The following is a 26,761-nucleotide window of genomic DNA, read 5'->3' on the forward strand; positions in this document are numbered from 1 at the left end:
CCTCACCCGTCGGAGTGCGGCCTCTTGTCGCGCCTGGCGAACGCCACCGCCAGGACGACCGACCAGACCACGCCGATCGCCACCAGGAGCCCGAGCGGGTAGTCCCGGTCGACCAGGCCGGGGTTGGGCCCACCGGCGAACGGCCGCCAGAGCAGCGGCACGGCGAGCAGCACGAGCACGCCGGTGAGCGTGCCGCCGACCAGCACCGCCGCGCGCCACGGCGTCGGCACCCGGCGGGCGACCAGCAGGCCGAAGCCGGCGCAGAGGGGCGCGAGCAGGACGTCGTGCGCGATCGGGCCCGCCACGAACCACACCACCAGGTCCACGGACACCAGCGGCAGCACCAGGACCGCGCCCCACAGCCCCATGACGACACCCAGCGCGCCGATCACCCACCTCATCGGACGACCTCCAGTCGGGTGACCCACTTGGTCTGCGTCACGCCCGGTCGGCTCGGCGCGATCAGCCGGCACGGGTAGCCGTGGTCCAGCGGCAGGGGCCGGCCGTCCAGCCGCAGCGCGAGCAGCGTCACCGGGTCGCGGGCGTGGGCGGCGGGCAGCGTGCTCGCGCGGTAGAGGCCGTCGCGCTCCAGCGACTCCACCCGGACGTCACCGGGTCCGAGGCCCGCCAGCGCCAGCAGGTCGCGCACGGGCACGCCGGTCCACCGCGCCGACGCGCTCCACCCCTCGACGCACGCGATCGGCAGCTCCGCCGTGGTCTGGGGCAGCGCTTCGAGCTCCCGGCGGGTGAACCGGCGACCGCCGACGGTCAGCCGCCAGCCGTCGTCCACCTCCGACACCCCGGCGGCGGCGGCCGTGCGGTTGACGGGCAGCGCGGCCGACCGCGTGCCCAGGACGGAGGCGGTCCGCAGCCACGGCACCGTGCCGCCCGCCGTGGCCAGCACCGCGAGCGCCGCCGCGCCGCCCGTGGTGAGCAGGAACCCGCGTCGGCTGAGCGTGCCGTGGCGCACCTCCTCGGCGGGCGTGCGCACGAGCGGCAGCTTGACCGCGACGTGCACGAGCAGCGCGCCCACCGCGATCCAGGCCGTCGCGTGGTGCGCGGTCGGGAAGAAGAACTGCCACGGGTAGTTCTGCGCGGCGTTGAACAGGCCGGTGACCAGCTCGAAGAACGACGCGCCGAGCAGCACGAAGATCGAAGCGCGTTCCAGCGCGTGCGGCAGGGACCTCACCAGTGGCCGCTCGAACAGCTTCGGGTAGACCGTCCACAGCTTCGCGAGCAGCAACGGGATCGCGGCCACGCCCGAGGTGACGTGCACGCCTTGCGTGAACCGGTAGAGCCAGACCGGGCGGGTGGGCCAGGCGAACCACGCGGGCGGGTGCTGGAGGTAGTGGCTGAGCAGCCCGGTGACGAAGCACAGCCCGAACGCGACGCCGAGCCACCGGCCGACGCGGGTGGCGGTGTGCGGGCTGGACGTGCGCTTCACGGCCGCACCAACTCGGCGAACCAGCGCCCGTCGCGCTCGACGACCCACCGCACGGCCAGCCCGGCCCGTGCGGCGGCCGGCGCCAAGGCCGGCGCGTCGACCCGCGCCCAGTCGAACCACGCGCCGCCGGCGATCCGCGCGCGTTCCCGGCGCAGCCCGCAGCCGGGCGGCTCGACCTCGACCAGCGCGCTGCCGCGCCGGCGCAGGAGCTGCCGGGCCCGCCGGAGCAGCGCGACGGGGTCGCCGCCGATGCCGATGTTGCCGTCGGCGAGCAGCACGTGCGCCCAGCGGCCGGCGCCGGGCAGCCGGCCGAACAGGTCCCGGTGCAGGGCCGGGCCACCCCTCGCCCGGGTGAGGGCGACCGCGAGCGGCGAGTGGTCCACGCCCAGCGCCACCACCCCGCGCCGGACGAGCGCCGCGACCAGCCGCCCCGGACCGCAGCCGAGGTCGACGGTCGGGCCGTGGCAGGCGTCGAGGAGGACGTGGTCGGCGGCGTCGGCGTCCTCGTGCCACCGGTCGACCGGCAGGGGCACGAGGTCGCCGCCGGCCAGTTCGAGCCGGCACTCCGCGCCGCCGAGGCCGAGGTCGAACGCGGTCATCGCAGTGCTCCCAGGTGCGCGAGCGCGGCGGCGAACCGCGTGCGCGGCACGGCGGCGGCGACCTCGCGCGCCGTGGCCATGTCGTCCACATCGGACAGCACGGGCAGCAGGCCGGTGTCGAGGTCGCCCAGGGCCCGCAGCGTCGCCGCGCCCGTGTCCGACCGGGACATCGGCACGGCGCGGAGGTTCGCGGCCACCGCCGGGTCGCCGAGCCCCAGCGCCCACCACCCCCCGTCGGCCGCCGGACCGAGCACGGCGTCGTGGCCGGCCAGCCGGTCGACCGACCCGGCCAGCAGCGCGGGCGTGAGCTGAGGCGTGTCCATGCCGATCTGGAACACCGGCAGGCCGTGCGCGCGGTGCGTGTCGGCGTGCGCGTTGGCCAGCCGGTCGGCGAACGACCCACCCCGTTGGGGCAGCACCGTGAAGTGCCGCAGCACCGCGCGGATCTCGACCGACCGGCGCGCGTCGCCGAGCGACCCGGTCAGCGCCACCACCGGCCGGACGCGCGGCGTGCCGAGCACGGCGTCGAGGGTGTCCAGCAGCGCGGCGGCGGCGATGTCGGCCGCCTCCTCGATCGTCGCGGGTGGGCAGAGTCGGGTCTTCGCCAGGCCCGGAACCGGGGCCTTGGCCACCACCAGCAGGCTCGCCGAGGGGGTCATCGGCGCACGTCCCCGGCGGTGGGGCCCGGCTGGGCAACGCCCCTCCGGAGGACCGCCGCCATGTCGCGCACCGCCCGCGCGGTCCCGCGCACCGAGCCCGACACCTTCGACTTCGTGCCCGCCGTGCGCGGCCCGTACCGCACGTCCCGCTCGACCACCCGCCACCCGGCCGCCGCCGCGCGCAGCAGCAGTTCCAAGGGGTAGCCGAACGCCCGGTCCTCGATCCCCAGCTCCAGCAGGTCCCGCCGGCGGAACGCCCGCACCGGCGCGATGTCCCGCACCGGCAGCCCCTCGCGCCGCAGCAACCCGGCCAGCACCGCGTTGCCCGCCCGCGCGTGCCACGGCCAACTGCCCGCCTCCGGCACCCGCCGCCCCACGGCCAGCTCCGCCCGCGCGAGCAACGCCACCAGCTCCGGCAGCTCGCGCGGGTCGAGCGAGCCGTCCGCGTCGAGCACGCACACCACCTCGGAACGCGCGCGCTCGATGCCCGTGTGCACCGCCGCGCCGTACCCGGGCCGCGGCTCGTGCACCACCTCCGCGCCCCACGACCGGGCGATCTCCGGCGAGCCGTCACGCGATCCGTTGTCCACCACCAAGGGCCGGTAGCCGGCGGGCATGGCCCGCAGCACACCCGGCAACGCCGCCGCCTCGTCCAGGCAGGGGAGCACCACGTCGATTTCGTCCACGTCCCAGAGCATGGGTCGTCGCGGGCGGTCGAAAACCGTTGTGGCGCTTACCGAACCATGACGTGTGCGCCAGTTCTTACGGACCGCTGACGGTTGCCCTCGCGGCCACGTCGCCCGACCCGCACCGCCTTACGGTGGGCGTGTGCTCCGTGTCCTGGCCGCCGCGGCCCTGGTCGTCTCGGCCGTCGTGGCCGGCGCGCTCCTGCCCGATGACCGAACGCTCGCCCCCTTCCCGCCGCTGTTCGCCGAGTGGCTGCCGCACGTCGGCATCGGCACCCCGTTCGCCGTGCTGGTGGCGGTGGCGGTCGTGGTGTGGGGTCCGACGCTCGCCGGGCGGCTGTCCTGGCGCCCGGCGCTGGGCGCGGGTTACGCGACCGCCGTGGCGTGGACGTTCTCGCTGGCCCTGGTGGACGGCTGGGAACGCGGTTTCGCCGGGCGGCTGACCACGGAGCACGAGTACCTGCACGAAGTGCCGGGCGTGACGGACGTCGGCGCGATGCTGCGCGGGTTCTCCTCCCGCATCCTGGACTTCCAGCCCGACTCGTGGGCCACCCACGTCTCCGGGCACCCGCCGGGCGCGTTCCTGGTGTTCATCGGCCTGGACCGGGTCGGGCTGCCCGGCGGCGCGTGGGCCTCGGCGTTCGTGGTGCTGGTCGGCGCGCTGACGGCGGTCGCGGTGCCGGTGACGGTGCGTGCGCTCGCCTCGGAGGAGCACGCTCGGGCCGTGCTGCCGTTCGTGGCGCTGTTCCCCGGCGCGGTGTGGATCGGCGCGTCGGCGGACGGGTTGTTCGCGGGCGTCACGGCGTGCGGCATCGCGTTGCTGGCCACCCGGCGCGCGGTGGCGGGCGGCGTGGTGCTGGGTTTCGGCGTGTTCCTGTCGTACGGGCTGGTGCTGATGGGCGTGCTCGCGCTCGCGGTGCTGGTGTGCCACCCCCTGGGGCGCGATTGGCGGCGGATCGGCCTGGCCGTGCTGGGCGCGTCGGCGGTGGTCGCGGTGTTCGCGGCGCTCGGGTTCTGGTGGTTGGACGGCTACCACCTGGTGGTCGAGCGCTACTACCAGGGCATCGCCACGCCCCGCTCCTACGCGTACTGGGTGTGGGCGGACCTGGCCGCCGCGGTGTTCGCCTGCGGTCTGGCGCCCTTCGCGGCGCGGTGGCGGAACACGTCCACGATCGCCGCCGGTGCGGTCACACTGGCCGCTGCGGCGGCGGTGGCCATCCTGGCGGCCGACGTGTCGGGCTTGAGCAAGGCCGAGGTGGAGCGGATCTGGCTGCCGTTCACCGTCTGGCTGGTCGTGCTCGTGCCGGACCGCCGGCGGCTGTGGCTGGCGGCGCAAGCGGTGACCGCGCTCGCGGTCAACCACCTCCTGCTGACCAACTGGTGAGGCGCGGACATGGGTGAGACGACCGGGCGGGTGCTCGTCGTGGACGACGATGTGACCGTGCGCGACGTGGTGCGCCGGTACCTGGAGCTGGCCGGCCACGAGGTCGAGCTGGTCGGTGACGGCGAGAGCGCGCTGCGCCGGTTCGCCGAGCGCGAGCCGGACCTGGTGGTGCTCGACCTGATGCTGCCGGGCGTGGACGGGCTGGAGGTGTGCCGCCGGCTGCGGGTGCGCAGCGCCGTGCCGGTGGTGATGCTGACCGCGCTGGGCGAGGAGGAGGACCGGATCGCCGGGCTCCAGCTCGGCGCGGACGACTACGTGACCAAGCCGTTCAGCCCGCGTGAGCTGGCGTTGCGGGTGACGTCGGTGCTGCGCCGGTCGCGGGTGGCGGTGGCGCGGTCGGCGTCGGTGCTCAGCGACGGCGGGCTGCGGGTGGACGTCGGCGCGCGGTCGGCGTGGCTCGACGGGCGGGAGATGTCGCTGACCACGCGCGAGTTCGACCTGCTGGTGTTCTTCCTGACCCACCGGGGCACCGCGTTCAACCGCGGTGAGCTGCTGTCGCGGGTGTGGGGCTGGGAGTTCGGCGACCAGTCCACCGTGACCGTCCACGTGCGACGGTTGCGGGAGAAGGTGGAGGTCGACTCGGCCCGGCCGGTGCGCATCGCCACCGTGTGGGGCGTGGGCTACCGGTACGACGGCGGTGCGTGATGCTGGTCGAGATCTACCACATCCTCCCGTACGCGGTGCTGTTCTCGCTGCCGCTGGCGCTGCTCGGCGCGGTGCTGCTGCGGCGGTTGCGCAACGGGTCGCTGGCCACGGCGCTGACCGTGCTGGCGATCGTGCCGGTGGTGGCGACCATCGGCGGCGTGCTGGCGGTGAGCGGGTTCATGTTCACCCCGATCCTCACCACGACCGTGCTGGTGTGCCTGCTGGTGGCGCTGGTGACGGTGCCGACGGCGGTGCTGCTCGGTCGGGCGCTGGCGCGGCGCAGCGTGTGGGAGAGCGAGGCGCGGGCGCGGGAGCGCGCGGCCGAGGCGTCCCGGCGCGAGCTGGTCGCGTGGATCAGCCACGACCTGCGCACGCCGCTGGCCGGGATCCGGGCGATGGCCGAGGCGCTGGCCGACGGCGTGGTGTCGCGGCGGGACGAGGTCGCCGACTACGCGGGGCGGATCTCGACCGAGGCGGAGGCGTTGTCGGGCATGGTGGACGACCTGTTCGAGCTGTCCCGCATCACGGCGGGCGCGCTGCGGCTGACGCTGTCCGAGGTGCCGCTGGCGGACGTGGTCAGCGAGGTGGTGGCCGCGGAGAGCCCGGTGGCGTCGCGCAAGGGCGTGCGGCTGCGGGCGGACGCGGCGACGTGGCCGGTGGTGCTCGGCAGCGACCCCGAGCTGGCCCGGGTGGTGCGCAACCTGCTGTCCAACGCGATCCGCCACACCCCGCCGGACGGCACGGTGGCCGTGCAGGTGGGCGTGGACGGCACGTCGGCGCTGCTGCGCGTGGACGACGCCTGCGGCGGCATCCCGGAGGCCGACCTGCCCAGGGTGTTCGACGTGGCGTTCCGCGGCACGCCGCACCGGCAGCCGGTCGGCGGCGGGTTGGGGCTGGCCATCGCGCGCGGGCTGGTGGAGGCGCACCAGGGCACGATCGACGCCCGCAACCACGGCCCCGGCTGCCGGTTCGAGGTGCGGCTGCCGCTCAGCGCAGGGGGTCCGTTGCGAACTGCCTGACCCCGTCGGCGAAGGTCGTCGCGGCGTGGAAGCCGAGCAGCTCGCGGGCGCGGGTGGGATCGGCGACGACGTGCCGGACGTCCGCCGGCCGCGCGCCGCCCACGACGCGCGGCCGAGGACCGCCGAACGCCTCGGCCAGGTGGGTGGCGAGGTCGCCGACGGTGTGCGGCTCGCCGGAGCAGATGTTGAGCGCGGTGACCGTGCCGGGCGCCTGCGGGCGGTGCAGGGCCAGGACGTTGGCCCGCGCGACGTCCGTGACGTGGACGAAGTCGCGGCGCTGCCGGCCGTCTTCGAGGACGGTGGGCGCCTCGCCGCGTTCGAGCGCGCTGCGGAACAGGCTCGCCACGCCCGCGTACGGGGTGTCCTTGGGCATCATCGGGCCGTACACGTTGTGGTAGCGCAGCGCCCACACCGTGCCGCCCGTCTGCCGCGCCCACGCCGCCGCGTAGTGCTCCTGGGCGAGCTTGCCGGCGGCGTACGTGCTGCGGGGGTCCAGCGGGGCGTCCTCGGGGACCAGGAGCGGCTCCAGGGGGCGGTCGCAGCGCGGGCAGGGCGGTTCGTAGCGGCCCTGGTCGAGGTCGGCCTGGCGGCGTGGCGCGGCCCGGACGACGCCGTGCCGGTCGCACTCGTACCGGCCCTCGCCGTACACGACCATCGACGACGCCAGGACCAGGTGCTCCACGCCCTTCTCGTGCATCGCGGCGAGCAGCACGGCGGTGCCGAGGTCGTTGTTGCGGGCGTACAGCGGCGCGTCGGACGGGTCGAGGCCGTGGCCGACGACGGCGGCCTGGTGGCAGACCGCGTTCACCCCGTCGAGGAGGTTCTTCACCGCGTCGAGATCGGTGACGTCCTGGGCCGTCGGTGGCCGGTGGCGGTGGGCCTGGGGCAGGTAGGCGTCGAGCACGACGACGTCGTGGTCTTGGGCGGTCAGGTGGTCGGCGATGTGCGAGCCGATGAACCCGGCCCCGCCGGTGAGGAGAACGCGCACGTCACCGACGTTAGGGCCGGTTCGGCGGGATCGGGCGGCGCGGCAGCGTGACGTCACGGAACCGTCAGATCCTCCGATTGGCTACGGTGGCGCTCATGGAACGCAGCGCGCAGCGACTGGGACGCGCCCTTGTCGTGATCGTGGACGACCGGGTGGCGCACGGTGAGCACGACGACAGCACAGGACCGCTGGTCACCGAGTTGCTGGAGGAAGCAGGGTTCATCGTCGACGGGACGGTCGCGGTGGAGGGCGAGGTCGTGGGCATCCGCGCCGCGCTGAACACCGCGGTGATCGGCGGTGTCGACCTGGTCGTCACCGTCGGCGGCACCGGGGTGTCGCCGCGCGACGTGACGCCGGACGCCACGCAGGGCGTGCTCGACCGGCCGATCAGCGGCATCGCCGAGGCGCTCCGGGCCTCGGGGCTGGCGGCGGGAGCCGTCGACGCGGGCATCTCGCGGGGGCTGGTCGGCGTGTCCGGCAGCACCCTCGTGGTGAACCTGGCCGGGTCGCGGTCGGCGGTGCGTGACGGCATGGCGACGTTGTCGGCCCTGGTGCCGTACGTGATCGAGCAGCTCTCGGGACTGGACGAGGCATGACCGGGCCGGCTGACGACGCCGACGCCACCGCTGACGCCACCCCGGCCGCCTCGGCTGCCGCGGTCGCGGAGGAGGCGGCGCGGCGTCGTCGGCTGGCCGAGGTGTTCGGCGACGTGCTGCCGGAGGGCTCGGCGGACGAGCCACACCCCACCGGCCGCGACGACCGCTGGTACGAGGAGAACCGGCCGCCGCACCACGGCGGTTAGGCGGCCAGTCCTGGCCCGAGCGGATCACCAGCCGCCACCGTGACGGCTGATCCCGCCCGCGCCAGGCCACTCCCGACCACGTCCCGCGCCACCGAACGACCCGACCTCCGCCGGCCCGCCCCTTCGCGCCGGTCAACCCGCACCTTCGCCATGTCGACCCGTCTCCACCGCCGAATCGACCCATCTCTACCGCCAGGGCGACCCATCTCCATCGCCGGTTGACCTACTCGCGGCCGACCTACTCGCGCCGGCTGGCCTGTCCGCGCCGGCCGGCCTGCCCGCGTGCTAGCTGACCTGTTCGCGCCGGTTGGCCCGTTCGCCGCCGGTCGATCTTCGTCCCAGTCCTACCGGAGTTCGTGCCGCTGCCGCGGTCAGTCCTGGCGCTGGCGCTGCTGCGCGGCGAGGAGGTCGCGGATCTCCTTGAGCAGCTCGACGTCGGTCGGCTCCGCGGGGCCGACCTCCTGACCGCGCTTGCGCCGCTCCTTCAGCTTGTTCATCGGTAGCACGAAGATGAAGTAGACGATCGCGGCCACGATCAGGAAGTTGATCACCGCCGTGATGATCGCGCCGAAGTCGATGATCGTCTTGTCGCTGCTGCCCAGCTGAACGGCCAGGCCGTTGACGTTGTTGCCGCCGAACAACGCGATGATCGGGTTGATCAGGTTCGTGGTGAACGCGGTGACGATCGCGGTGAACGCGGCGCCGATGACCACCGCCACGGCGAGGTCGATCACGTTGCCGCGCACGAGGAAGTCCTTGAAGCCCTTGATCACGGTTGGCTCCTCCGTTCGGGGTATGGGTGGGGGCCAGCGGAGGGTAACGGCTCAGGGGCTCACCGGTGACGCTCCGGGTACGTGTGTCGCGGGGAGGCTGAGCAGCTCGAACCTCGAGGGGCCGAACGTGGTGATCTCGGCGATTCGGTCGCCCTCGACGCGCAGGACGTCCAACTTGAGCGCCCGGAACACCGTGTCGCCGTGTCGGCGCAGGTAGCTGGCGGCGGCCGGCATCCGGTTGGCCCGGGTCGGCACGAGCAGCCAGTCGCCCTCCCGGTCGGGGCCGAGGGCGCGTTCCACCAGCGCCGCGACCTGGTCGAGCCCGTCGAAGCACAGCGGCGCGGGCGGCATGGTGACCCTCAGGTCCTCGGCCGCGATCGCCACGGCCGCCACCGCGTCACACCGCTGGTGGGCGTCGATGAACCGGCTCAGCAGCTCGCGCTCCCGCGGGTTCGGCTCCCGGGCCGTCCAGTCGTTGCGGTGGGACGGCAGGTGCTGCCGCATGGTGGCGCGGGCGCGCTGGAGCGCGCTGTTGGCGGCGGCCACGCTGATGTCGAGCAGGCCGGCCGTCTCCTGCGCCGTCATGCCCAACACCTCCCGCGCGAGCAACGCCGCCCGCTGCCGTGCGGGGAGTAGTTGCAGGGCCACCAGGAAGGCCAGCTCCACGGTCTCCCGCGCGACCGCCACCACGTCCGGCTCGTCGTCGGTCGGCGCCACCTGGTCCAGCAGGCGGTCCGGGTAGGGCGTGAGCCAGCTGATCTCCGGCTGGGTCCTGGGCGTGCGCGCCTTGGCCCGGATCAGGTCGACGCACGTGTTGGTGGCGATCTTGTAGAGCCAGGCGCGGACGTTGCCGCCGTCGAAGGTGTCCCACGCCCGCCAGGCGCGCAGGAACACCTCCTGCACGGCGTCCTCGGCTTCTTCGTAGGAGGCGAGCATCCGGTAGCAGTGGACGTGCAGCTCGCGGCGGTGCTGCCGGGTGGCCTGCTCGAACATCAGCGCAGGGGCTTCGCGACCTGCTGGACGGCCCACGTGTTGCCGTCCGGGTCGTCGAAGAAGATGAAGGAGTTGTAGTCCCCGCCGGCCGGGTCCGCTCCGGGCGTCATCACGCCGTTCTCGAAGTGCTGCGGGCCGGAGTTCGCCACGCCCTTCGCCTCGAGGTGCGCGTGTGCCTCCTCGATGTCGGAGACCACCAGTTGGCAGCCCTTGAGCGACCCGGGCGCACCGCTGTCGCCCAGGCCCGTGCCGAAGACGATGGAGCACGCCGAGCCGGGTGGGGTGACCTGGACGACGCGGAAGGCGTCGCCCGAGCGGTGGTCGGTGTCGAGCGTGAAGCCCAACGTCTCGGCGTAGAAGGCCTTGGCGCGCTCGACGTCGGACACGGGAACGACGACGACTTGCAGCTTCCAGTCCACGGTTCTCTCCTCGGTACGGGGCCGGAGCCCCACCCTGCAATGCCTTGTACCGGGTGGAACGACAGGCGCGCCGGAAACTCATCGGTCACCCGATGAAAACTTCGTCTTCCCAGCTCACACCCGCCTGCCGCCTGCCGATAGACAAGATCGCGAACCAGGCAACGGCGGCGCGGCAAGCAGCGGCGTGGGCAAGGCGGGTCGACAGACGAGATCGCAGAGCAGATCCGGGCCAGCGCGGTCAGGCACGGTTGATGGGCGGGTGGTGGTCGGTGGGTCGGGCAACGGCGTGGGCCGGGCAGGGCTGGCCTGGCCTGGCCTGGCTCGGCTGGATGGCTGGTTGGAGGGTGGGCGGGGTAGCCCAGCCGGGGCCGGGGGTTGGGAGTAGCTGGTGAGGAAGGGCGGTGCGCCGGTACTGGGCGAGGTGTTGGGTGCGGGGTGGCGGGGTGGCGGGGTGTGGGTGGGTTAGCGCAGGATCAGGGCGACTGGGCCGGCCAGGGTTTCGGCGGCTAGGCGGTGGGCTGCCGCACGTTCGGCGGAGATCACGACCACCTCGCCTTCGCGCACCGCGACCACCGAGGCGTCCACCGCCAGCACCTCCGACTCCGCGCCGACGACGTCCACCCGGCTCCCCGGCCGCAGCAGCCCGACCACCCCGGCGTCGGCCAAGCGCACGGCCACCGACGACACACCCGGGTCGACCGGGGACAAGCGGGCGTCGGTCAGTGGCTCGCCGGAACGGGCGGCGCTCACCAGGCTGCGACCTAAAGCGTCACTCGACGACACCGCGCCCGCCGGCGACGAAGACGGTGGCACGGCGACCACGCGCACGTCGTCCGCACCGAGCGGCACGCCGGGAGCCAGATCGCGCGACGCCACCACGACGTCGACCGTCGAGCCGTCCGGCAGCACGGCGACACCCACGGCTACCAGGGCCAACAGGCCCGCCAGGATCCTTCTGAGGTGGAGGAGCACGGTTCCGACGGTAGGGGGCGGAACAGGTGCTCGGACAGCGTCAACCCCCGAGCTGTGGACAACTCGGGGGCTTGTGGACAACTTCCGCTCAGGAGGCGGCGGCAGCCGGAGCGCTCGACGTCGAGGACGACGAAGACGAGGACGACGACGTCGAAGAGGACGACGACGAAGACTCGGACTTCGCGGCTGCGGGAGCCGGCGAGGCCGCGGGAGCCCCGGTAGCAGACGAACGGCTGTCGGTCCGGTAGAAGCCGCTGCCCTTGAACACGACACCGACCGCGCCGTAGAGCTTGCGCAACCTGCCGGAGCACTGGGGGCACTCGGTCAACGCGGAGTCCGAGAAGGACTGCACCGCGTCGAACCGGTGGTCGCACTCGGTGCAGGCGTACTGGTAGGTCGGCACGGTGAGCCCTCCACGAGTCCTGTTTGGCACTCCTGCGTCACGAGTGCCAACACCGATGATGCGCCACTCGGCATCCGTGGCGCAAACATCACAGGTCAAAGTCACAGCGACGGCAGCCGAACCACACCCCGCGCGGGCGTCAGCACCGCGTCCACCCGCACGTCGTGCGGTTCCGCCGGCAACGCCTGCACGAACTCCTCGTCCCGCACCACCGCCACCACCGGGCCCGCGGCCGACCCCAACACCCGGTCGTAGTAACCGCCGCCCTTGCCCAACCGCACCCCCGAGTGGTCCACCGCCAACGCCGGCACCAGCACCAAGGCCGCCGACCGCACCGCCTCCGCACCCAACAACGGCCCCACCGGCTCCTTCAGCCCGAACGCGCTCACCCGCAACCGCCCGTCGTACGCGGCCCAGTCCAACCCGTCCCCGACCACCACCGGCAGCAACACCCGCAGCCCGTGCGACCGCAACGCCTCCACCATCGCCAACGACCCGGGCTCCGCCGCCGAAGCCACATAAGCGCACACGGTCTCACCAGGCAAAACGCCGAAAGCGGCGACGGCGGCCAGCACCTCGTCCGCCATCTGAGGCAGCACCGCGCCCCGCCGCCCGGCCCGCAGCCGTGTGCGCAGAGTCGCCTTCCGATCACGTTCACCGGACGTCATGGCAGGTCACCCTAAGCGCGCCGTTACGCTCGCAGCCCATGAGCGCCTTCCAGACAGCAATCGTGCCGGCGGCAGGCCTGGGCACGCGCTTCCTCCCCGCCACCAAAGCGGTGCCCAAGGAGTTGCTGCCGGTCGTCGACACCCCCGGCATCGAACTCGTCGCCACCGAGGCCGCCGAAGCCGGCGCGACGAAGCTCGTCATCGTGACCTCCCCCGGCAAGGACGCCGTCGCGGAGTACTTCCGCCCGCAGCCGGAGCTGGAGGCGACGCTCGAGGAGCGCGGCAAGTCCGACCTGCTCGCCAAGGTCCGTCGCGCGCCGAACCTGCTCACCGTCGAGACGGCCATCCAGGACAAGGCGCTGGGCCTCGGCCACGCGGTCGCCTGCGCCGAGGGCAACCTGACCGGCGCGGACGAAGCCGTCGCCGTCCTGCTGCCCGACGACCTGGTGCTGCCCACGGGCGTGCTGACCAGGATGTCCGCGGTCCGCGAGAAGCTCGGCGGCAGCGTGCTGTGCGCGTTCGACATCCCCAAGGAGCAGATCTCCGCCTACGGCGTCTTCGACGTCAGGGAGACCGGTGACGACGACGTCAAGCAGGTCGTCGGCATGGTCGAGAAGCCCAAGGCCGAGGACGCGCCGTCCACGTTCGCCGCGGCCGGCCGCTACCTCCTCGACCGGGCGATCTTCGACGCCCTCAAGCGCATCACGCCGGGCGCGGGCGGCGAGCTCCAGCTCACCGACGCCATCGCGCTGCTGATCAACGAGGGTCACCCCGTGCACGTCGTGGTCCACCGCGGTGGGCGACACGACCTGGGCAATCCGGGGGGATTCCTCAAAGCTGCGGTTGACTTCGCACTCGAGCACCCCGACTACGGGCCCGAGCTGGGGGAGTGGTTGCGGGCACGCCTCGCCAACTCCTGAACGAGGTCGAACTTATGAGGTCAGTGGACGAGCAGCTCGCCAGGGTGGTCGCCGCCGCCGTGCGGCCGGCCCCCGTGCGGGTCGCGATCTCCGAGTCGCAGGGCCTGCTGTGCGCCGAGGAGGTCGTCGCCGAGCGCGCGTTGCCCGGTTTCGACCAGGCGGCGGTCGACGGCTACGCCGTGCGCAGCGTCGACGTGCAGTCGGCCAACGAGGAACCGGTCACCCTCCCGGTGGTCGGCGAGATCCCCGCCGGGTCCCGCCAGCCCAGACGGCTGCAACCCGGCCAGGCGGTCCGGGTCGCGACCGGCGCGCCGCTGCCGACCCTGGCCGACGCCGTGGTGCCCGTCGGCTACACCGACGGGCACGCGGCGAAGGTCACCGTGCACCGCCCCGTGCCGTCCGCGGCGTTCGTGCGGCGCACCGGCGAGGACGTGCAGACCGGTGACGTCGCGGTGCGCCGGGGCGCGTCCATCGGCGCCGCCCAGGTCGGCCTGCTCGCCGCGGTCGGCCGCAACAAGGTGCTGGTCCACCCCCGGCCGAGGGTGTCGGTGATCTCCCTCGGCGAGGAGCTGGTCGACGTCGACCGCACGCCGGGCCAGGGCCAGGTCTACGACGTCAACTCCTACGCGCTGGCCGCCGCCGCGCGGGACGCGGGCGCCGAGGTCAGCCGGGTCGGCATCCAGTCGTCGGACCCGCGCCGGATGCGCGAGGTCGTCGAGGGCAGGTTGCTGCTGTCGGAGATCGTGGTGGTCGCGGGTGGCGTCGGGGGCGTCATCGGCGACGAGGTGCGCGCCGCGGTGGCCGACCTCGGCGACGTGGACGTGACCCGGGTGGCCATGCACCCCGGTTCGGTGCAGGGCTTCGGCCGGCTCGGACCGGACGCGGTGCCGACGTTCCTGCTGCCGGCGAACCCGATGAGCGCCCTGGTCGTCTTCGAGGTGCTGGTGCGTCCGCTGATCCGGGCCGCGCTCGGCAAGCGCAACCCGTACCGGCGGGCGGTCAGCGCGCGGCTGCTGTCGCCGCTGACGTCCACGAAGGGCCGGCGCGGCTACCTGCGCGGCCAGCTGCTGCGCGACGCGGACAACGGCGAGTACCTGGTGCAGCCACTGGGTACCTCCGGGTCGCACCTGCTGGCATCGTTGGCCGAGGCGAACTGCCTGGTCATGGTCGACGAGGACGTGACGGACGTGGCGGTCGGCGAAGAGGTCATGGTCAGCTTCCTCGCCCAACGGGGATGAGACCCCCGACGGGACGGACCCCTGACGGGAAAGAGGCACCGGGGGAATGGATGAGTTTCGCGGGTGACGGCGGTCGGCACCCCGGCTGGCCCGCGCGGCTCGGACCGCTGAGGGTCGCGGCGGGCCTGGTGGAGCTGCGTCCGCCGAAGCTGTTCGACGCCTCGGCGTGGTCGCGGGCCCGGCTGCGCGACCGGGCGTACCTGGAGGACTGGGAGCCCACCGCGGCCGAAGGGTGGCACGAGCGCAACGCGCCGCTGGCGTGGCCGCCGCAGTGGTCGTCGCTCAAGTCGCTGGCCCGGCGCGGCCAGGCGCTGCCGTTCGTGATCACCGTGGACGGCGTGCTGGCCGGGCAGATCACCGTGGGCAACGTCGTGCGCGGCTCGCTGCGCTCGGCGTGGGTCGGCTACTGGGTGGCGGCCGACCGGGCGCGCGGCGGCGTGGCCACGGCGGCGTTGGCGCTCGTGGTCGACCACTGCTTCGGCACGGGCGGCCTGCACCGGCTGGAGGCGACCGTGCGGCCGGAGAACCGGGCCAGCCTGCGGGTGCTCGCCAAGGCGGGCTTCCGCGAGGAGGGGCTGTTCCAGCGCTACCTCGACGTGGCGGGCGACTGGCGTGACCACCTGTGCCTGGCGATGACCGCCGAAGAGGCGTCACCGGAAGGGCTCGTACGCCGATTGGTCGCACAGGGGTACGCCCGAACCGCCTGATCCGCAGGCCGACCGGCTTATTCGGATCACCCGAAAGTGGGTGATACACCACACTTTGGTACGTACGCCAGTCGGCGTGCCTCCGACACAGGTGTGACTGTTGTGACTAGCGTGGCATGTGCACCACCGAGCGCGCCGCGGGGTAGGGGGAGGTGACGGGGATGCCGAGCTCGCTGATCGTCGTGGGACTGGTCGTGGCCTGGTTGGTCGTCCTCGTGCCGATGGTCGCGCGCAAGCGCGCCGACGCGTCGCGCGGCAGCATGGAGGAGGAGTACGACGCCATGCCCGAGGCTGACACGGACTTCGAGGAGTACGACGACTACGACGAGCCGGGCGCCGACTTCGTCGAGCACCGGCCGTTCCGCCCGGGGCGGGGCGGTTACGACCCGGAGACCGCGGCGATCGTGGCCCAGGCGAAGTACGCCTTCCGCCGCCGCGTCGTCGGCACGCTGCTGCTGCTCGCCCTGGTCACGGGCGTCGTCGCGGGCGTGCTCTACCCGCTCGCCTGGTGGGGCCACGCCGCCGTCGACGTGACGCTCGTCTCCTACCTCGGGTACCTGCGCCGGCAGGTGCGGATCGAGGAGGAGATCCGCGCGCGCCGCGTGGCCAGGCACTCCCAGCCCCGCCGCCGCACCACCGCGCGACCGACCGCGGACGCGCCGCCGCACACCGCCACCACGCCGTCCGCTGAGTCCGAGCCGTCCGGCGACCAGTCCGGCCTGCCCCCGCAACCGAGGTTCCAGCACCAGGCCCGCCCCGGCACCGTCGTGGTGGACCTGGACGACGAGGACCCGCTGTTCGTCGAGCTGGACGGCCCCGAAGCCCTCCCGTACCGCCGGGCGTCGGGCGAGTAGAGGGGGGTGGCAAAACCACCCCCCGGCTACTGATATGCTTCCTCCCGCACGACAACAGAACACGGGGCTGTAGCGCAGTTGGTAGCGCGACTCGTTCGCATCGAGTAGGTCAGGGGTTCGATTCCCCTCAGCTCCACGGCCTCGGCCGACCTGTGTTCGCGGAAACGCGAACCTGGTCGGTCGTTGTGCTTTGTGTGTGTGGTGGGTGCAACCCCCAATGCCGGCCCGGTCGGTTCGCACCGGATTCCCCTGTGGTGGTTGCGTTTCATGCGCGTGATGGCGCGATATCGACCGTCCACAAGTGTCGGAGGTAGTCGCGGAGGCCTCGCGCGAGGGCGGAGTGGGTCGGTCAGTACGCTCTGGCCGGTGCGCTTTGTGGCGGATCTCCACATCCACTCCAAGTACTCCCGGGCCTGCAGCCGTGACTGCGACCTCGAACACCTGACCTGGTGGGCCCGCCGCAAGGGGATCTCGCTGGTCGGCACCGGCGACTTCACCCACCCCGCCTGGTACGACCACCTCAGTGAGAGCCTGGTCGAGGCGACGCCCGGCCTGTACCGGCTGCGGGACGACCTCGACCGCGACATCGACCGCAAGCTGCCGCCGTCGTTGGCCGCGGCGCCGGTGAGGTTCATGCTGTCGGTCGAGATCTCGACCATCTACAAGCGCGGCGACCGCACCCGCAAGGTCCACCACCTGGTCTACATGCCCGACCTGGCGTCGGCGGCGCGGTTCAACGCCCGGTTGGCCAAGATCGGCAACCTCGGGTCGGACGGGCGGCCGATCCTCGGGCTCGACTCGCGCGACCTGCTGGAGATCACGCTGGAGTGCGGCGGCTACCTGGTGCCCGCGCACGTCTGGACGCCGTGGTTCGCGGTGCTCGGGTCGAAGTCCGGGTTCGACGCGATCCAGGACTGCTACGTCGACCTGGCCCCGCACATCTTCGCGGTGGAGACCGGGCTGTCGTCGGACCCCGAGATGAACTGGCGGGTGTCGAGCCTGGACCAGTACCGGCTGGTCAGCAACTCCGACGCGCACTCGCCGCCGGCGCTGGGGCGTGAGGCGACGGTGTTCGACACGGAGTTGGACTACCACTCGGTGCGGTCGGCGTTGGAGACCGGTGACGGGTTCGCCGGGTCGCTGGAGTTCTTCCCGGAGGAGGGCAAGTACCACGTCGACGGGCACCGCAAGTGCGGTGTGCGGATGGAGCCCGAGGAGACGGTGGCGCACAACGGGATCTGCCCGGAGTGCGGCAAGCCGTTGACGGTCGGCGTGCTCAGCCGGGTGGTGGAGCTGGCCGACCGGCTGCACGGCTCGCGGCCCGCCGGTGCGGCCGGGTTCACCAGCCTGGTGCCGTTGCCGGAGATCATGAGCGAGATCGTCGGCACCGGGCCGAAGAGCAAGAAGGTCGTCGCGGAGATCGACAAGCTGACCGCGGCGCTCGGACCGGAGCTGGTGATCCTCCAGGACGTGCCGGCGGACGACATCGCCGTGCACTCGACGTTGCTGGCCGAGGCGGTGACCCGGCTGCGGCGCGGCGAGGTGGTGCGCGACTCGGGGTACGACGGCGAGTACGGCGTGATCAGGGTGTTCGAGCCGGGGGAGCTGGAGCGTCGGCGGTCGGCGTTCGCGCTGTTCGACTACGACGCCCCGGCTCCGTCCACTGTGGAGCGTGCCCGGCCGGTGCCCGCGCCTGCCCCGGTCGCCGTCGCGACGCCCGTCCCGGAGTCCGCCGGTTCGTCCTTGCTGGACGGCTTGGACCCGGAGCAGCGGGCGGCGGCCGAGGTCGACGGCGGACCGTTGCTGATCATCGCCGGGCCGGGGACGGGGAAGACGCGGACGTTGACGCACCGGATCGCGGACCTGGTGACGTCGCGGGGCGTGCCGGCGTCGGAGTGCCTGGCGATCACGTTCACCCGGCGCGCGGCGGAGGAGATGGCGGAACGACTGGCCCGGCTGGCGCCGGACGCCGCCGGTGAGGTGACGGTCGCGACGTTCCACTCGCTCGGGGTGCTGATCCTGCGGGAGCACGGCGCGTCGTTCGGGTTGTCGACGTCGTTCGGGGTGGCGGATCCGGAGCGGCAGCTGGAGGTGGCGCTGTCCGTCGTCGCGGACGAGAAGGAAGCGCGTGAGCTGGTCGCCACCGGGGACGCGCGGTACAAGAAGGCGTTGCGGGCGCAGGACCTGGTGGACTTCGACGACCTGATCTCGTTGCCGCTGTCGTTGCTGGAGGAGTCGCCCTCGCTGGTCTCCGGTTACCGGGCGCGGTGGCGGTGGGTGTCGGTGGACGAGTACCAGGACGTGGACGAGCAGCAGTACCGGCTGCTGCGGCTGCTGGCGCCGCCGGACGGCAACCTGACCGCGATCGGCGACCCGGACCAGGCGATCTACCGGTTCCGCGGTGCGGACGTCGGGTTCTTCCTGCGGTTCCGGGAGGACTTCCCCACTGCCCGGACCGTGCAGCTGACCAGGAACTACCGGTCGTCGACGGCGGTGGTGACGGGCGCGTTGGCGGTGATCGCGCCGTCGTCGCTGGTGCCGGGGCGCGAGCTGCGGCCGATGGTGGACCACGGCGACGCGCCGATCGGTGTGCACCACGCGTCGTCGGAGGCGGCCGAGGCGGGGTTCGTGGCGCGGACGATCGAGCAGGTGCTGGGTGGCGCGTCGTTCCACGCGTTCGACAGCGGGCGGGTGGTGGGTGACGGCACGGAGGGGCTGGGCTTCTCGGACTTCGCCGTGCTGTACCGGACGGATCGGCGGTCGCGGGCGCTGGTCGAGGCGTTGACGCAGTCCGGCCTGCCGTTCCAGAAGCGCTCGCACGACCGGTTGGCGGACCGGCCCGGGGTGGCGCGGATCGCTCATGACCTGAAGTTCGCCGCCGGCTCCACCGTGCTGGACCGCGTGCGTGCGGTGGCCGGTGACGACCACACCGCCTACGAGCTGCTGAAACCCCTGGCCGTCGAGTGCGGGACGGACTTCGAGCGCTTCCACACGGCTCTCGCGCTGGGGGTGGAGGTGGACACGTGGGACCCGCGGGCGGACCGGATCTCGCTGCTCACGCTGCACGCGTCGAAGGGCCTGGAGTTCCCGGTGGTGTTCATCGTCGGGTGCGAGGACGGCCTGCTGCCGTTGCGGTGGCCGGGGTCGGACGACGCCGAGGCGGTGGACGAGGAGCGCCGGTTGTTGTTCGTCGGGATGACCAGGGCGCAGCGGCACCTGTTCCTGAGCCACACGACGGGGCGGCCGAGGTCCCCGTTCCTGGCGGCGTTGAAGGCTTACGAGCAGCTGGGCGACGCGCAGCCGAGGCGCAAGCGCAAGGGCACCCAACTCAGCTTGCTCTGACACCGCCTCGCGCTGACACCGCCTTCCTCTGACACCGCCTTTCCTCTGACACAGCCTCGCGCTGACACGTTGCGCTGACACCGCCGGCCTCGCTGCTCCGGGAGTGTCGGACCCCGCGGCTACGGTCGTGAGATGGCGCACACCATCGGCTTGGCCCTCGACTGCCACCACCCGACCGAGCTGGCCGAGTTCTGGAAACTGGCCCTGGGCTACGAGGACGAACCCCCACCCGCGCCGTTCAAGACGCGGGCGGAGTGGGTGGCGCACCACGACGACCCGGACGACGACCAGGACGACGGCGCCTGGCTGCACGACCCGACGGGCGCGGGCCCGAGGCTGTTCCTGCAACAGGTGCGGGAACCGAAGACGGAGAAGATCCGCCTCCACCTCGACGTCCGGGTCAGCCTGGAGGCGCCGCCGGAGGACCGCTGGGCGACGGTGTGGCGCAAGGTCGACCAGCTCTTGGCGGCCGGGGGCAGCGTGGTGCGGGAGTACCCGGAACACCACGTGACCATGGCCGACCCGGAGGGCAACGAGTTCTGCGTCTGCTAGCCCGCGTCACACCTTCGAGTGATCATCGCCGAGAAATGTACGGAAACATCGTTCCCGTACCTCGGTTAGAACGAAGCCGACCGCCGAACCACCCCACGACCCCCAACCACCCGTGACCTCCCGAACCACCCCCACACCCCCCCGAACCACCCCCACAACCCCCGAACCACCGCCCGACCACCGCCCGACCACCCGCTCGCCGGGCACGGGACGAAGATCGGAAGTGGACTGGACCATACCGCCGCGTTATGACTGGACTGGCATATCCGCTGGAGGTCTCCGCCGCCTAGCGTCGGGTGCAACGGCCCCGCATCCCGTGTCACCACCCCTGCAAGGAGACAAGCGGATGACCCGACGCACCGTCGCCGCGGTCGCCGTGGCGGTCCTGAGCGCTGCCGGACTGGCAGCCGCGCTGGCCACCACCGCGACCGCCGGCCCACCACCGCCACAGCTGGACGTCGACGGCGGCATGGTCGCGGCCATGGCGCGCGACCTCCACCTCACCCCCGACCAGGCCCGCGCGCGCATCGAGCGCGAAGCGGTCGCCACCCGGACCGAGAGCACGCTCAAGGCACGGCTCGGGCCCGGCTTCGCGGGGGCTTGGCTCAACGCCGACGCGACCGAGCTCGTCGTCGGCGTCACGGCCGCGTCGCAGATCCAGGCCGTCGAAGCGGAAGGCGCGCGGGCGATGGTGGTGCCGCGTTCGCTCGCCCAGCTGGACGCCCTCAAGGTCAAGCTCGACCGGAACGCGCGCGGCGCGCCGCGGACCGTCCCCGGCTGGTACGTCGACGCCCCCACGAACACCGTGGTCGTCCTCGCCCGCGACGTCACCGCCGCGCAAGCGTTTGCGCGTGCCAGTGGCCTGGGCGAGGCCGACGTCCGGGTCGAACCGTCCACAGAGGAGCCGCGCCCGCTGGCCGACGTGATCGGCGGCAACGCCTACTACATCGGCAGCGGCTCCCGCTGTTCGGTCGGGTTCGCGGTCCAGGGAGGGTTCGTCACCGCCGGGCACTGCGGTAGCACCGGCGCGACGACGACCCAGCCCAGCGGCACGTTCGCCGGCTCCAGCTTCCCCGGCAACGACTACGCCTGGGTCCGCACGGCCGCCGGCAACACCGGCCGCGCCCTGGTCAACCGCTACCCCGGCACGGTGCCGGTGGCCGGCTCCACCGAGGCCCCGGTGGGCGCGTCGGTCTGCCGCTCCGGCTCCACCACGGGGTGGCGCTGCGGCACCGTCCAGCAGAAGAACACCTCCGTGACCTACCCCGAAGGCACGATCACCGGCCTCACCCGCACGAACGCCTGCGCCGAACCCGGCGACTCCGGCGGCTCGTGGCTGACGGGTGACCAGGCGCAGGGCGTCACCTCCGGTGGCTCCGGGAACTGCACGTCCGGCGGGACGATCTACTTCCAGCCGGTCAACGAGATCCTCCAGGTCTACGGCCTCCAGTTGATCGTCAGCGGCGGCACGCCAACCAGCACCACCTCGCCGACCACGACGACCACCTCGAACCCCGGCCAGACCACCTGGCAGCCAGGCGTCGCGTACGCGATCGGCTCCCTCGTGACGTACGACGGCGTCGGGTACCGGTGCTTGCAGGGGCACACGTCCCAACCAGGCTGGGATCCGCCGGCGGTGCCCGCCTTGTGGGCGCGCGTGTGAGCTAGCGGCGAGCGCACGCGCGGGGTCCGGCTCGCACACGCGGCGAGCCGGGCCCGTCTGCTCACAGGTGGGCTCCTCCGGTCGCGTCCAGCCACGCTCCCGTCATCCACCGCGCTTCCTCCGACGCCACGAACGACACCACGTCGGCGATGTCGTCGGGACGACCGATCCGGCCCAACGCCGACCGCGCCGCCATCGCCGCCTCCGCCGCCGGGTTCCCCCGCAGCCACGACGCGTTCACGTCGGTGTCGACCACCCCCGGCGCGACCGTGTTCACGGTGATCCCGCGCGGCCCCAGGTGCTGGGCCAGGGTGCGGGTGAACGTGTCGAGCGCGCCCTTCGTCATCGAGTACGCGATGCCGACCGGCATGGCGATGCGCGTCGCCCCGGACGAGATGTTCACGATCCGCCCACCGTCCCGCAGCACCGGCAGCGCGCGCTGCACCAGGAAGAACGGCGCCCGCACGTTCACCGCGAACACCTCCTCGAACGCCTCGGGCGTCACGTCCTCGATCGGCGCCGGCAGCCCGATCCCGGCGTTGTTCACCAGCACGTCCAACGGGGGCAGCGCCGCCACCAGGGCGTCGAGCTCCGAGGGCAACGACGCCCGCACCGCGAACGCGCCACCCCCGGCTTCCCGCACCACGGCCCGGGCCGCGTCGACGTCCCGCGCGTGGTGCACGACCACCCGCATCCCGTCCGCCGCCAATCGCAACGCGATCGCCCGCCCGATCCCACGACTCGCCCCGGTCACCAATGCCGTCTTCACCAGCGCTCCAATCTGTAACGATCGCTATACAACGGTGGACTGTAGCGGACGTTATAGAATGGGTGCCGTGGTGGGGCGCAAGCGGGGGTTCGACCGGGACGACGTGCTGGACCAGGTCACGCGCGCGTTCTGGCGCGACGGCTACCAGGCGACCTCGGTCGCCGACCTCACCGCGACCACCGGCGTCAACCCGCCGAGCCTCTACGCCGCGTTCGGCGACAAGCGCGCCCTCTTCGCCGAAGCCGTCGCCCGCTACCAGCAGACCTACGGCGCGTTCACCGCGCGAGCCCTCGAAGAGGAGCCCACCGCACGTCGGGCCGTCGAGCGGATCCTGACCGAAGCCGCGATCGAGTACACGACCGCCGACCGGCCCAAGGGCTGCCTGATCCTCAGCGCACCCGAGCTGGACGACCTGCGCGACCAGGCCGGACAGGCGGTCGAGGCCAAGATCCGGCACGACGTCGCGACCGGCGCGCTCCCCGCGGGCACGGACGCGCGCCGCCTCGCCGTGTTCGTCGCCGCCACGGTCCGGGGGATGTCGTCGCTGGCCAGGGACGGCGCCACGCGGGCTGAACTGCACGATGTTGCCCGGACGGCACTGTCGGCGTGGCCCGCACCCGTACCCTGAGAGGCGACGAGAAGGGGTGGTGCGGGTAGTGGAACTGGCCGAGTCGCTGCTGGCGTGGCTGCACGACTGGTCCGGTGTGCCCCTCTGCCCCGGCGACTGGGCCTGGACCACCACCGCGTTCGGCGCCCTGATCGGCGTTCTGCCGACGGTCGCCGCCCTGCTGTCGATCACCGTCCGCCGCGTGGTCGGCAACTCCTACGGCCCGTTCACCGGCGCGATCTTCGCCGTGCTCGGCGTGGTCAGCACGCTGGTGCTGCCGTGGATGGCGTTCTCCGCCACCTACAAGCTGCTGCGCACCCGCGCGCTGCCGGGCACGGAGTCGCTGGACGACTCGCCGTGCCTGGCGCTGAGCCAGTACGACTACCTGATCGGCAGCGACCCGTTCATCACGGCGATCACCGGTCGGTCCGGGGTGCCGGACGTGGTCATCGCCGGGGTGACGGCGCTGCTCGCGCTGCTGTGCCTGCTGTTCGTGATGCTCCAGGCGGGCTCGGCGTTCCGGCTCGGCCCGAACTGGCCGCGCCGGGTGTTCTGGCCGCCGTTCCTGGTCCTGCTGCTGTCGACGTCCGCGCTGCCGGTGTCGCTGGTGGGCCACCTGCTGCTCGGGTTCTTCCCGATCGCCGTGGCGGGCTCCCTCGTCGTGCGGGTTTTCGGGTTGACTACCGCCATGCTGAACCGCCCCGGTCGCGATCGCGGGAACCCGAGCCCGCAACCCGCGGTGTCGAGAACGCCGCCGCCGTCGTCCCAGCAACCGCACCAGCCGTCGTCCCAACACCAGTCTTCGTCCCAGCACCAGCCGTCGGCGCAGCAGTCGCGCCAGTCCTCGCAGCAGTCGCGTCAGCCGTCGGCGTCCGCGCAGCAACCGCAGCAGCCGCGCCAACCGCACCAGCCGCCGCCCTACAAGGTGGAGAAGCCGCCGCCCTACCAGCCCGCGCAGATCCCGCCGTACCAGCCGATCCCGCCCTACCGGCCGACGCCGCCGGCTCGGCACTACCCGCCGACGCGGATCGCCGACGCGCCCGTGGAGTCGCCGAGGCCGACCAGGCCGGAGCAGCCGGCGCCGCTGGCCGACACGCCCGGCCCGCTGCCGTTCGGCCCGGGAGGCGGCAGCGCGTCGATGCCGACCCCGACGCCCGACTCCGGCAAGGTGTGGAACCCGGCGGCCGGTCGGTTCCGGCGCATCCGCCAGCTCGGCCGCGGCGGGTTCGGCACGGTGTGGCTGGCCGTGGACGAGCAGTTGGCCCGCACGGTCGCGGTGAAGCTCGCGCACGCGCCCGACAACGACACCGAGCAGCGCATGTTGCGTGAAGCGCGCGCTCTGGCCGCCGTGCGGCACCCGAACTGCGTGCGCGTGTTCGACATCGTGCAGGACCCGGACGGGCTCGCGATCGTCATGGAGTACATCGACGGCCAACCGCTCTCCGACGTCGTGCTGAACAGCGGTCTGCTCGCCGACACGCTCGCCGCCCGGCTCTGGGTGAACATGGCGGACGCGCTGGCCGCCGCGCACGAGCAGGGCGTGCTGCACCGGGACGTGAAGCCGTCCAACGTCATCGTGGACACCCGGGGCACCGCGCACCTGATCGACTTCGGCATCGCCCGGTCGAAGGGCGACAGCACGCTCACCGCCACCGGGATGATGGTCGGCACGCCCGACTTCCTGGCGCCGGAGACCGCCCGCGGCGAGGCCGCCAGCCCCGCGTCGGACGCCTGGCAGCTCGCCGCGACGGTCAGCTACGCGCTCACCGGCCACCCGCCGCGCGGGTCCCGGGAGAACCCGATCTCGTCGCTGATGGCCGCCGCGCAGGGCGAGCCGTGCGTGAAGCTGCCGCAGCACAGCGCCCACGCCCGGCTGCTCACCAGCGCGCTGGACGCCGACCCGGCCAAGCGGCCGGCGTTGGGCGCGATCCGCACCGAGCTGAGCACGTGGCTGTCGCAGGCGGGGTTGAGCAAGGAGGGCCCGGTCACGAAGATGATCGACCGGCCGGGACCGCCGACCCGTCCCGCGCGCTGACCCGTGCGCCGATCCGGGCGCTGACCAGGGCCGCGACCCCGATCACCAGCGGCACGGCCAGCAGCACGCCGGAGAACGCGAGCACCAGCGCGGTGCAGCCGAGGGCGAACGCGGCCGTGCGGCGGCGGAGGAGCTTGACGGCGGCGGCCAGTCCCGCCGCCGTCACCGCCGCGAGCGTGGTCGACGCGACGCGCATCAAGGTGTCCAGCTCCACGTGCAGGCGCAGCGCCACGGCGGTGAGCAGCGCGCACAGCACCAGCAAGCCGGTCAGGCCGTGCCGCCCGCCCAGGCGCGCGCCGCCCGCCAGGTAGGTGTTGATCGCGCCGAACGTCAGCAGCGTCGCGGCCACGGCCGTGACCAGCCGGGCGGACGGCCCGAACGCGCGTTCCAGCAGGTCGGCGAGCGGGACGTCGCTCGTCGTGCCCGCCGTCGTGATCGCCAGCCCCAGGTACAGGACGGCCACGACGACCAGTGTCCGCCGGGTCGCCCGACGCACGTCGCCGAACTCGTCGGCCAGGGCGCTCGCCGCTTCCCACCCGGAGAACGCGAAGAACAGCACCACGGCCGCGTGCCCGACGGCGAGCCACCCGTGCGGCGCGAACGGCTCGAAGTCCTCCCGCGACACGTGCGGGACGCTGTGGGCGACCGCCACGACCAGCAGCGTCGCCAGCAACCCGACCAGCAGCACCTGCGCGCCCGCCGACACCCGCACCCCGGCGTAGTTGGTCGCGAACGCGGCGGCCAGCAGCACCACGCCGATCAGCGCGGGATCACCGCCACCGAGGGCGTGCGCGACGTACCGCCCACCGACCAGCGCGCCGCCGAGCACGCCGAACGGCACGCCGACCAGGTAGAACCACCACGTGACCGCTCGTGCGGCCGGTCGGCCGAACGCGATCCGCACGAAACCGACCACCCCGCCGCGGTGCCGCTCGCCGAGCCGGGCGAACGACACCGCGATCGGGACGCTCAACGCCAGCAGCGCGGCCCACGCCAGCACGGAAGCGGGCCCGGCGGCCCCGGTGGCCAGGGCGGGCAGCACCAGCACGCCGGGACCGAGCACCGCGCCCACGTACAACGCGGTGAGCCTCATGCCATCAACGGGAGCTTGCGGGTCAGCCGGGTGACCTCGGCCCTGGGACCGTAGAGGGCGACGGCGACGAACTCGGGGTCCTCGGCGAGGGCGAGGGCGGCCAGGTACTCGGGGTAGGCGCGGGAGCGGCGCGCGACCTCGGTGAAGCCGATCTTCAGCACGCCGTCGGCGCGGTGCAGGGCCTTGAGGTGGTCGGCGGACGCGGTCAGCACCGGCACCGGGTGGGTGTTGAGGCCGAGGTGGAGGGTGCCGTCGGCGTCCTTGGCGTCCTCGCCGAGCAGGTCGGGCAGCCGGGCGCCGAGGGTGAGGCCGAGGACGACGGCGGCGTTCGCGGCGAGGTTGGGCGGCAGGTCGTCACGCAGGATCAACGCGAGTCTGGTCGGCAGCACGTCCGGGTCCGTTCGTTCGGTGGATTTCCCTCAGACTTGCCCACCCGGATGACTCGATCCAGCGTCACCGAACTTCGT

Annotated in this window: 29 protein-coding genes and 1 tRNA gene; 15 read left to right on the top strand and 15 right to left on the bottom strand. The window is 73.1% G+C overall.

Annotated elements, in window-relative coordinates; all coding sequences use genetic code 11:
- Positions 1 to 2 precede the first annotated feature (2 nt).
- Genes ACQPYE_RS03390 through ACQPYE_RS03410 form a run of 5 tightly spaced genes read right to left on the bottom strand, consistent with a single transcriptional unit; the run spans position 3 to position 3,379 of the window.
- The gene (locus ACQPYE_RS03390) at positions 3 to 401 is read right to left on the bottom strand and encodes a hypothetical protein (RefSeq protein WP_498719071.1); all 399 of its coding nucleotides are present in this window, start codon (positions 399 to 401) and stop codon (positions 3 to 5) included.
- Positions 398 to 1,444: a molybdopterin-dependent oxidoreductase gene (locus ACQPYE_RS03395; RefSeq protein ID WP_498719072.1), complete on the bottom strand. Its 1,047-nt coding sequence runs from the start codon at positions 1,442 to 1,444 to the stop codon at positions 398 to 400. The genes ACQPYE_RS03390 and ACQPYE_RS03395 overlap by 4 nt, the downstream gene beginning before the upstream one ends.
- Positions 1,441 to 2,043 carry a class I SAM-dependent methyltransferase gene (locus ACQPYE_RS03400; protein WP_498719073.1) on the bottom strand — a complete coding sequence of 201 codons (603 nt, stop codon included), beginning with the start codon at positions 2,041 to 2,043 and terminating at the stop codon, positions 1,441 to 1,443. The genes ACQPYE_RS03395 and ACQPYE_RS03400 overlap by 4 nt, the downstream gene beginning before the upstream one ends.
- Positions 2,040 to 2,702 carry a TIGR04282 family arsenosugar biosynthesis glycosyltransferase gene (locus ACQPYE_RS03405; RefSeq protein ID WP_498719074.1) on the bottom strand — a complete coding sequence of 221 codons (663 nt, stop codon included), beginning with the start codon at positions 2,700 to 2,702 and terminating at the stop codon, positions 2,040 to 2,042. The genes ACQPYE_RS03400 and ACQPYE_RS03405 overlap by 4 nt, the downstream gene beginning before the upstream one ends.
- The gene (locus tag ACQPYE_RS03410; RefSeq protein ID WP_498722828.1) at positions 2,699 to 3,379 is read right to left on the bottom strand and encodes a glycosyltransferase family 2 protein; all 681 of its coding nucleotides are present in this window, start codon (positions 3,377 to 3,379) and stop codon (positions 2,699 to 2,701) included. The genes ACQPYE_RS03405 and ACQPYE_RS03410 overlap by 4 nt, the downstream gene beginning before the upstream one ends.
- A gap of 151 nt (positions 3,380 to 3,530) precedes the next feature.
- Here ACQPYE_RS03410 and ACQPYE_RS03415 point away from each other — a divergent pair, with 151 nt between their 5' ends.
- Genes ACQPYE_RS03415 through ACQPYE_RS03425 form a run of 3 tightly spaced genes read left to right on the top strand, consistent with a single transcriptional unit; the run spans position 3,531 to position 6,496 of the window.
- Entirely contained in the window at positions 3,531 to 4,772 is a 1,242-nt protein-coding gene (locus ACQPYE_RS03415) for a hypothetical protein (protein WP_498719075.1), read from the top strand.
- Between the two features lie 9 nt (positions 4,773 to 4,781).
- The gene (locus ACQPYE_RS03420; RefSeq protein ID WP_498719076.1) at positions 4,782 to 5,477 is read left to right on the top strand and encodes a response regulator transcription factor; all 696 of its coding nucleotides are present in this window, start codon (positions 4,782 to 4,784) and stop codon (positions 5,475 to 5,477) included.
- Positions 5,477 to 6,496 (top strand): sensor histidine kinase, encoded by a 1,020-nt coding sequence (locus ACQPYE_RS03425; RefSeq protein ID WP_498722829.1) that lies wholly within the window; start codon positions 5,477 to 5,479, stop codon positions 6,494 to 6,496. The genes ACQPYE_RS03420 and ACQPYE_RS03425 overlap by 1 nt, the downstream gene beginning before the upstream one ends.
- On the opposite strand, the gene ACQPYE_RS03430 is transcribed toward ACQPYE_RS03425, so the two are convergent.
- Positions 6,465 to 7,484: an NAD-dependent epimerase/dehydratase family protein gene (locus ACQPYE_RS03430; protein WP_498719077.1), complete on the bottom strand. Its 1,020-nt coding sequence runs from the start codon at positions 7,482 to 7,484 to the stop codon at positions 6,465 to 6,467. The two genes, ACQPYE_RS03425 and ACQPYE_RS03430, sit on opposite strands and share 32 nt — an antisense overlap.
- Before the next feature lie 95 nt (positions 7,485 to 7,579).
- Here ACQPYE_RS03430 and ACQPYE_RS03435 point away from each other — a divergent pair, with 95 nt between their 5' ends.
- Together ACQPYE_RS03435 and ACQPYE_RS03440 are read left to right on the top strand one after the other, a co-directional pair.
- Entirely contained in the window at positions 7,580 to 8,080 is a 501-nt protein-coding gene (locus tag ACQPYE_RS03435) for a MogA/MoaB family molybdenum cofactor biosynthesis protein (protein ID WP_123748144.1), read from the top strand.
- Positions 8,077 to 8,286: a hypothetical protein gene (locus ACQPYE_RS03440; protein ID WP_498719078.1), complete on the top strand. Its 210-nt coding sequence runs from the start codon at positions 8,077 to 8,079 to the stop codon at positions 8,284 to 8,286. The genes ACQPYE_RS03435 and ACQPYE_RS03440 overlap by 4 nt, the downstream gene beginning before the upstream one ends.
- Positions 8,287 to 8,657: 371 nt before the next feature.
- On the opposite strand, the gene mscL is transcribed toward ACQPYE_RS03440, so the two are convergent.
- The 6 genes from mscL to ACQPYE_RS03470 form a co-directional block, all read right to left on the bottom strand.
- A complete protein-coding gene (mscL, locus tag ACQPYE_RS03445) occupies positions 8,658 to 9,059 on the bottom strand; it encodes a large-conductance mechanosensitive channel protein MscL (protein WP_498719079.1) in 402 nt (133 codons plus the stop codon).
- Positions 9,060 to 9,110: 51 nt separating this feature from the next.
- Positions 9,111 to 10,052 (bottom strand): RNA polymerase subunit sigma-70, encoded by a 942-nt coding sequence (locus ACQPYE_RS03450; RefSeq protein WP_498719080.1) that lies wholly within the window; start codon positions 10,050 to 10,052, stop codon positions 9,111 to 9,113.
- Positions 10,052 to 10,471: a VOC family protein gene (locus ACQPYE_RS03455; RefSeq protein ID WP_498719081.1), complete on the bottom strand. Its 420-nt coding sequence runs from the start codon at positions 10,469 to 10,471 to the stop codon at positions 10,052 to 10,054. Before ACQPYE_RS03455 ends, ACQPYE_RS03450 begins: the two co-directional genes overlap by 1 nt.
- A gap of 462 nt (positions 10,472 to 10,933) precedes the next feature.
- The gene (locus ACQPYE_RS03460) at positions 10,934 to 11,443 is read right to left on the bottom strand and encodes an SAF domain-containing protein (protein ID WP_498719082.1); all 510 of its coding nucleotides are present in this window, start codon (positions 11,441 to 11,443) and stop codon (positions 10,934 to 10,936) included.
- Positions 11,444 to 11,531: 88 nt separating this feature from the next.
- Positions 11,532 to 11,846, bottom strand: a complete 315-nt coding sequence (locus tag ACQPYE_RS03465) for an FmdB family zinc ribbon protein (protein WP_498719083.1) — start codon at positions 11,844 to 11,846, stop codon at positions 11,532 to 11,534.
- Between the two features lie 101 nt (positions 11,847 to 11,947).
- Positions 11,948 to 12,514 (bottom strand): 5-formyltetrahydrofolate cyclo-ligase, encoded by a 567-nt coding sequence (locus ACQPYE_RS03470; RefSeq protein ID WP_498719084.1) that lies wholly within the window; start codon positions 12,512 to 12,514, stop codon positions 11,948 to 11,950.
- 38 nt (positions 12,515 to 12,552) lie between these two features.
- On the opposite strand from ACQPYE_RS03470, the gene ACQPYE_RS03475 reads away from it, so the two are divergent.
- The 8 genes from ACQPYE_RS03475 to ACQPYE_RS03510 all read left to right on the top strand — a co-directional run bounded on the left by ACQPYE_RS03475 (position 12,553) and on the right by ACQPYE_RS03510 (position 21,790).
- Complete coding sequence (locus tag ACQPYE_RS03475; protein ID WP_498719085.1) at positions 12,553 to 13,434, top strand: UTP--glucose-1-phosphate uridylyltransferase; 882 nt, start codon at positions 12,553 to 12,555, stop codon at positions 13,432 to 13,434.
- A 14-nt stretch (positions 13,435 to 13,448) separates the two neighbouring features.
- A complete protein-coding gene (gene glp, locus ACQPYE_RS03480; protein WP_498719086.1) occupies positions 13,449 to 14,672 on the top strand; it encodes a molybdotransferase-like divisome protein Glp in 1,224 nt (407 codons plus the stop codon).
- A 50-nt stretch (positions 14,673 to 14,722) separates the two neighbouring features.
- Positions 14,723 to 15,379 carry a GNAT family N-acetyltransferase gene (locus ACQPYE_RS03485; protein ID WP_498719087.1) on the top strand — a complete coding sequence of 219 codons (657 nt, stop codon included), beginning with the start codon at positions 14,723 to 14,725 and terminating at the stop codon, positions 15,377 to 15,379.
- 161 nt (positions 15,380 to 15,540) lie between these two features.
- Positions 15,541 to 16,233: a divisome protein SepX/GlpR gene (gene sepX, locus ACQPYE_RS03490; protein WP_498719088.1), complete on the top strand. Its 693-nt coding sequence runs from the start codon at positions 15,541 to 15,543 to the stop codon at positions 16,231 to 16,233.
- Between the two features lie 63 nt (positions 16,234 to 16,296).
- A tRNA-Ala gene (locus tag ACQPYE_RS03495) sits at positions 16,297 to 16,369 on the top strand.
- Between the two features lie 230 nt (positions 16,370 to 16,599).
- Positions 16,600 to 19,575, top strand: coding sequence for a UvrD-helicase domain-containing protein (locus ACQPYE_RS03500; protein WP_498719089.1), 2,976 nt, complete (start codon positions 16,600 to 16,602; stop codon positions 19,573 to 19,575).
- A 132-nt stretch (positions 19,576 to 19,707) separates the two neighbouring features.
- Positions 19,708 to 20,127, top strand: coding sequence for a VOC family protein (locus tag ACQPYE_RS03505; protein ID WP_498719090.1), 420 nt, complete (start codon positions 19,708 to 19,710; stop codon positions 20,125 to 20,127).
- A gap of 346 nt (positions 20,128 to 20,473) precedes the next feature.
- On the top strand, positions 20,474 to 21,790 hold the full coding sequence (locus tag ACQPYE_RS03510; protein ID WP_498719091.1) for an alpha-lytic protease prodomain-containing protein: 1,317 nt from the start codon (positions 20,474 to 20,476) through the stop codon (positions 21,788 to 21,790).
- Between the two features lie 61 nt (positions 21,791 to 21,851).
- Here ACQPYE_RS03510 and ACQPYE_RS03515 read toward each other — a convergent pair whose 3' ends face one another.
- Complete coding sequence (locus tag ACQPYE_RS03515; RefSeq protein ID WP_498719092.1) at positions 21,852 to 22,559, bottom strand: SDR family NAD(P)-dependent oxidoreductase; 708 nt, start codon at positions 22,557 to 22,559, stop codon at positions 21,852 to 21,854.
- Positions 22,560 to 22,617: 58 nt separating this feature from the next.
- Between ACQPYE_RS03515 and ACQPYE_RS03520 the strand changes: the two genes are divergently transcribed.
- Positions 22,618 to 23,187, top strand: coding sequence for a TetR/AcrR family transcriptional regulator (locus ACQPYE_RS03520; RefSeq protein WP_498719093.1), 570 nt, complete (start codon positions 22,618 to 22,620; stop codon positions 23,185 to 23,187).
- Positions 23,188 to 23,203: 16 nt separating this feature from the next.
- Positions 23,204 to 25,201 (top strand): serine/threonine-protein kinase, encoded by a 1,998-nt coding sequence (locus ACQPYE_RS03525; protein ID WP_498719094.1) that lies wholly within the window; start codon positions 23,204 to 23,206, stop codon positions 25,199 to 25,201.
- On the opposite strand, the gene ACQPYE_RS03530 is transcribed toward ACQPYE_RS03525, so the two are convergent.
- Both ACQPYE_RS03530 and ACQPYE_RS03535 read right to left on the bottom strand, forming a co-directional pair.
- Complete coding sequence (locus tag ACQPYE_RS03530; RefSeq protein ID WP_498719095.1) at positions 25,152 to 26,294, bottom strand: APC family permease; 1,143 nt, start codon at positions 26,292 to 26,294, stop codon at positions 25,152 to 25,154. The two genes, ACQPYE_RS03525 and ACQPYE_RS03530, sit on opposite strands and share 50 nt — an antisense overlap.
- Positions 26,291 to 26,683, bottom strand: coding sequence for a DUF2000 domain-containing protein (locus ACQPYE_RS03535; protein ID WP_498719096.1), 393 nt, complete (start codon positions 26,681 to 26,683; stop codon positions 26,291 to 26,293). Before ACQPYE_RS03535 ends, ACQPYE_RS03530 begins: the two co-directional genes overlap by 4 nt.
- Positions 26,684 to 26,761: the final 78 nt, after the last annotated feature.

It is taken from the genome of Actinosynnema sp. CA-299493 (assembly GCF_050946825.1).
GTDB lineage: Bacteria > Actinomycetota > Actinomycetes > Mycobacteriales > Pseudonocardiaceae > Actinosynnema.

Bases quoted from the DNA above. Each gene is read 5' to 3' on its own strand.
- ACQPYE_RS03390 (WP_498719071.1), bottom strand. From the start codon at position 401: ATGAGGTGGGTGATCGGCGCGCTGGGTGTCGTCATGGGGCTGTGGGGC.
- ACQPYE_RS03400 (WP_498719073.1), bottom strand. From the start codon at position 2,043: ATGACCGCGTTCGACCTCGGCCTCGGCGGCGCGGAGTGCCGGCTCGAA.
- ACQPYE_RS03405 (WP_498719074.1), bottom strand. From the start codon at position 2,702: ATGACCCCCTCGGCGAGCCTGCTGGTGGTGGCCAAGGCCCCGGTTCCG.
- ACQPYE_RS03420 (WP_498719076.1), top strand. From the start codon at position 4,782: ATGGGTGAGACGACCGGGCGGGTGCTCGTCGTGGACGACGATGTGACC.
- ACQPYE_RS03425 (WP_498722829.1), top strand. From the start codon at position 5,477: ATGCTGGTCGAGATCTACCACATCCTCCCGTACGCGGTGCTGTTCTCG.
- ACQPYE_RS03435 (WP_123748144.1), top strand. From the start codon at position 7,580: ATGGAACGCAGCGCGCAGCGACTGGGACGCGCCCTTGTCGTGATCGTG.
- ACQPYE_RS03440 (WP_498719078.1), top strand. From the start codon at position 8,077: ATGACCGGGCCGGCTGACGACGCCGACGCCACCGCTGACGCCACCCCG.
- ACQPYE_RS03450 (WP_498719080.1), bottom strand. From the start codon at position 10,052: ATGTTCGAGCAGGCCACCCGGCAGCACCGCCGCGAGCTGCACGTCCAC.
- ACQPYE_RS03470 (WP_498719084.1), bottom strand. From the start codon at position 12,514: ATGACGTCCGGTGAACGTGATCGGAAGGCGACTCTGCGCACACGGCTG.
- ACQPYE_RS03475 (WP_498719085.1), top strand. From the start codon at position 12,553: ATGAGCGCCTTCCAGACAGCAATCGTGCCGGCGGCAGGCCTGGGCACG.
- glp (WP_498719086.1), top strand. From the start codon at position 13,449: ATGAGGTCAGTGGACGAGCAGCTCGCCAGGGTGGTCGCCGCCGCCGTG.
- ACQPYE_RS03485 (WP_498719087.1), top strand. From the start codon at position 14,723: ATGAGTTTCGCGGGTGACGGCGGTCGGCACCCCGGCTGGCCCGCGCGG.
- sepX (WP_498719088.1), top strand. From the start codon at position 15,541: ATGCCGAGCTCGCTGATCGTCGTGGGACTGGTCGTGGCCTGGTTGGTC.
- ACQPYE_RS03505 (WP_498719090.1), top strand. From the start codon at position 19,708: ATGGCGCACACCATCGGCTTGGCCCTCGACTGCCACCACCCGACCGAG.
- ACQPYE_RS03510 (WP_498719091.1), top strand. From the start codon at position 20,474: ATGACCCGACGCACCGTCGCCGCGGTCGCCGTGGCGGTCCTGAGCGCT.
- ACQPYE_RS03520 (WP_498719093.1), top strand. From the start codon at position 22,618: ATGGGTGCCGTGGTGGGGCGCAAGCGGGGGTTCGACCGGGACGACGTG.
- ACQPYE_RS03530 (WP_498719095.1), bottom strand. From the start codon at position 26,294: ATGAGGCTCACCGCGTTGTACGTGGGCGCGGTGCTCGGTCCCGGCGTG.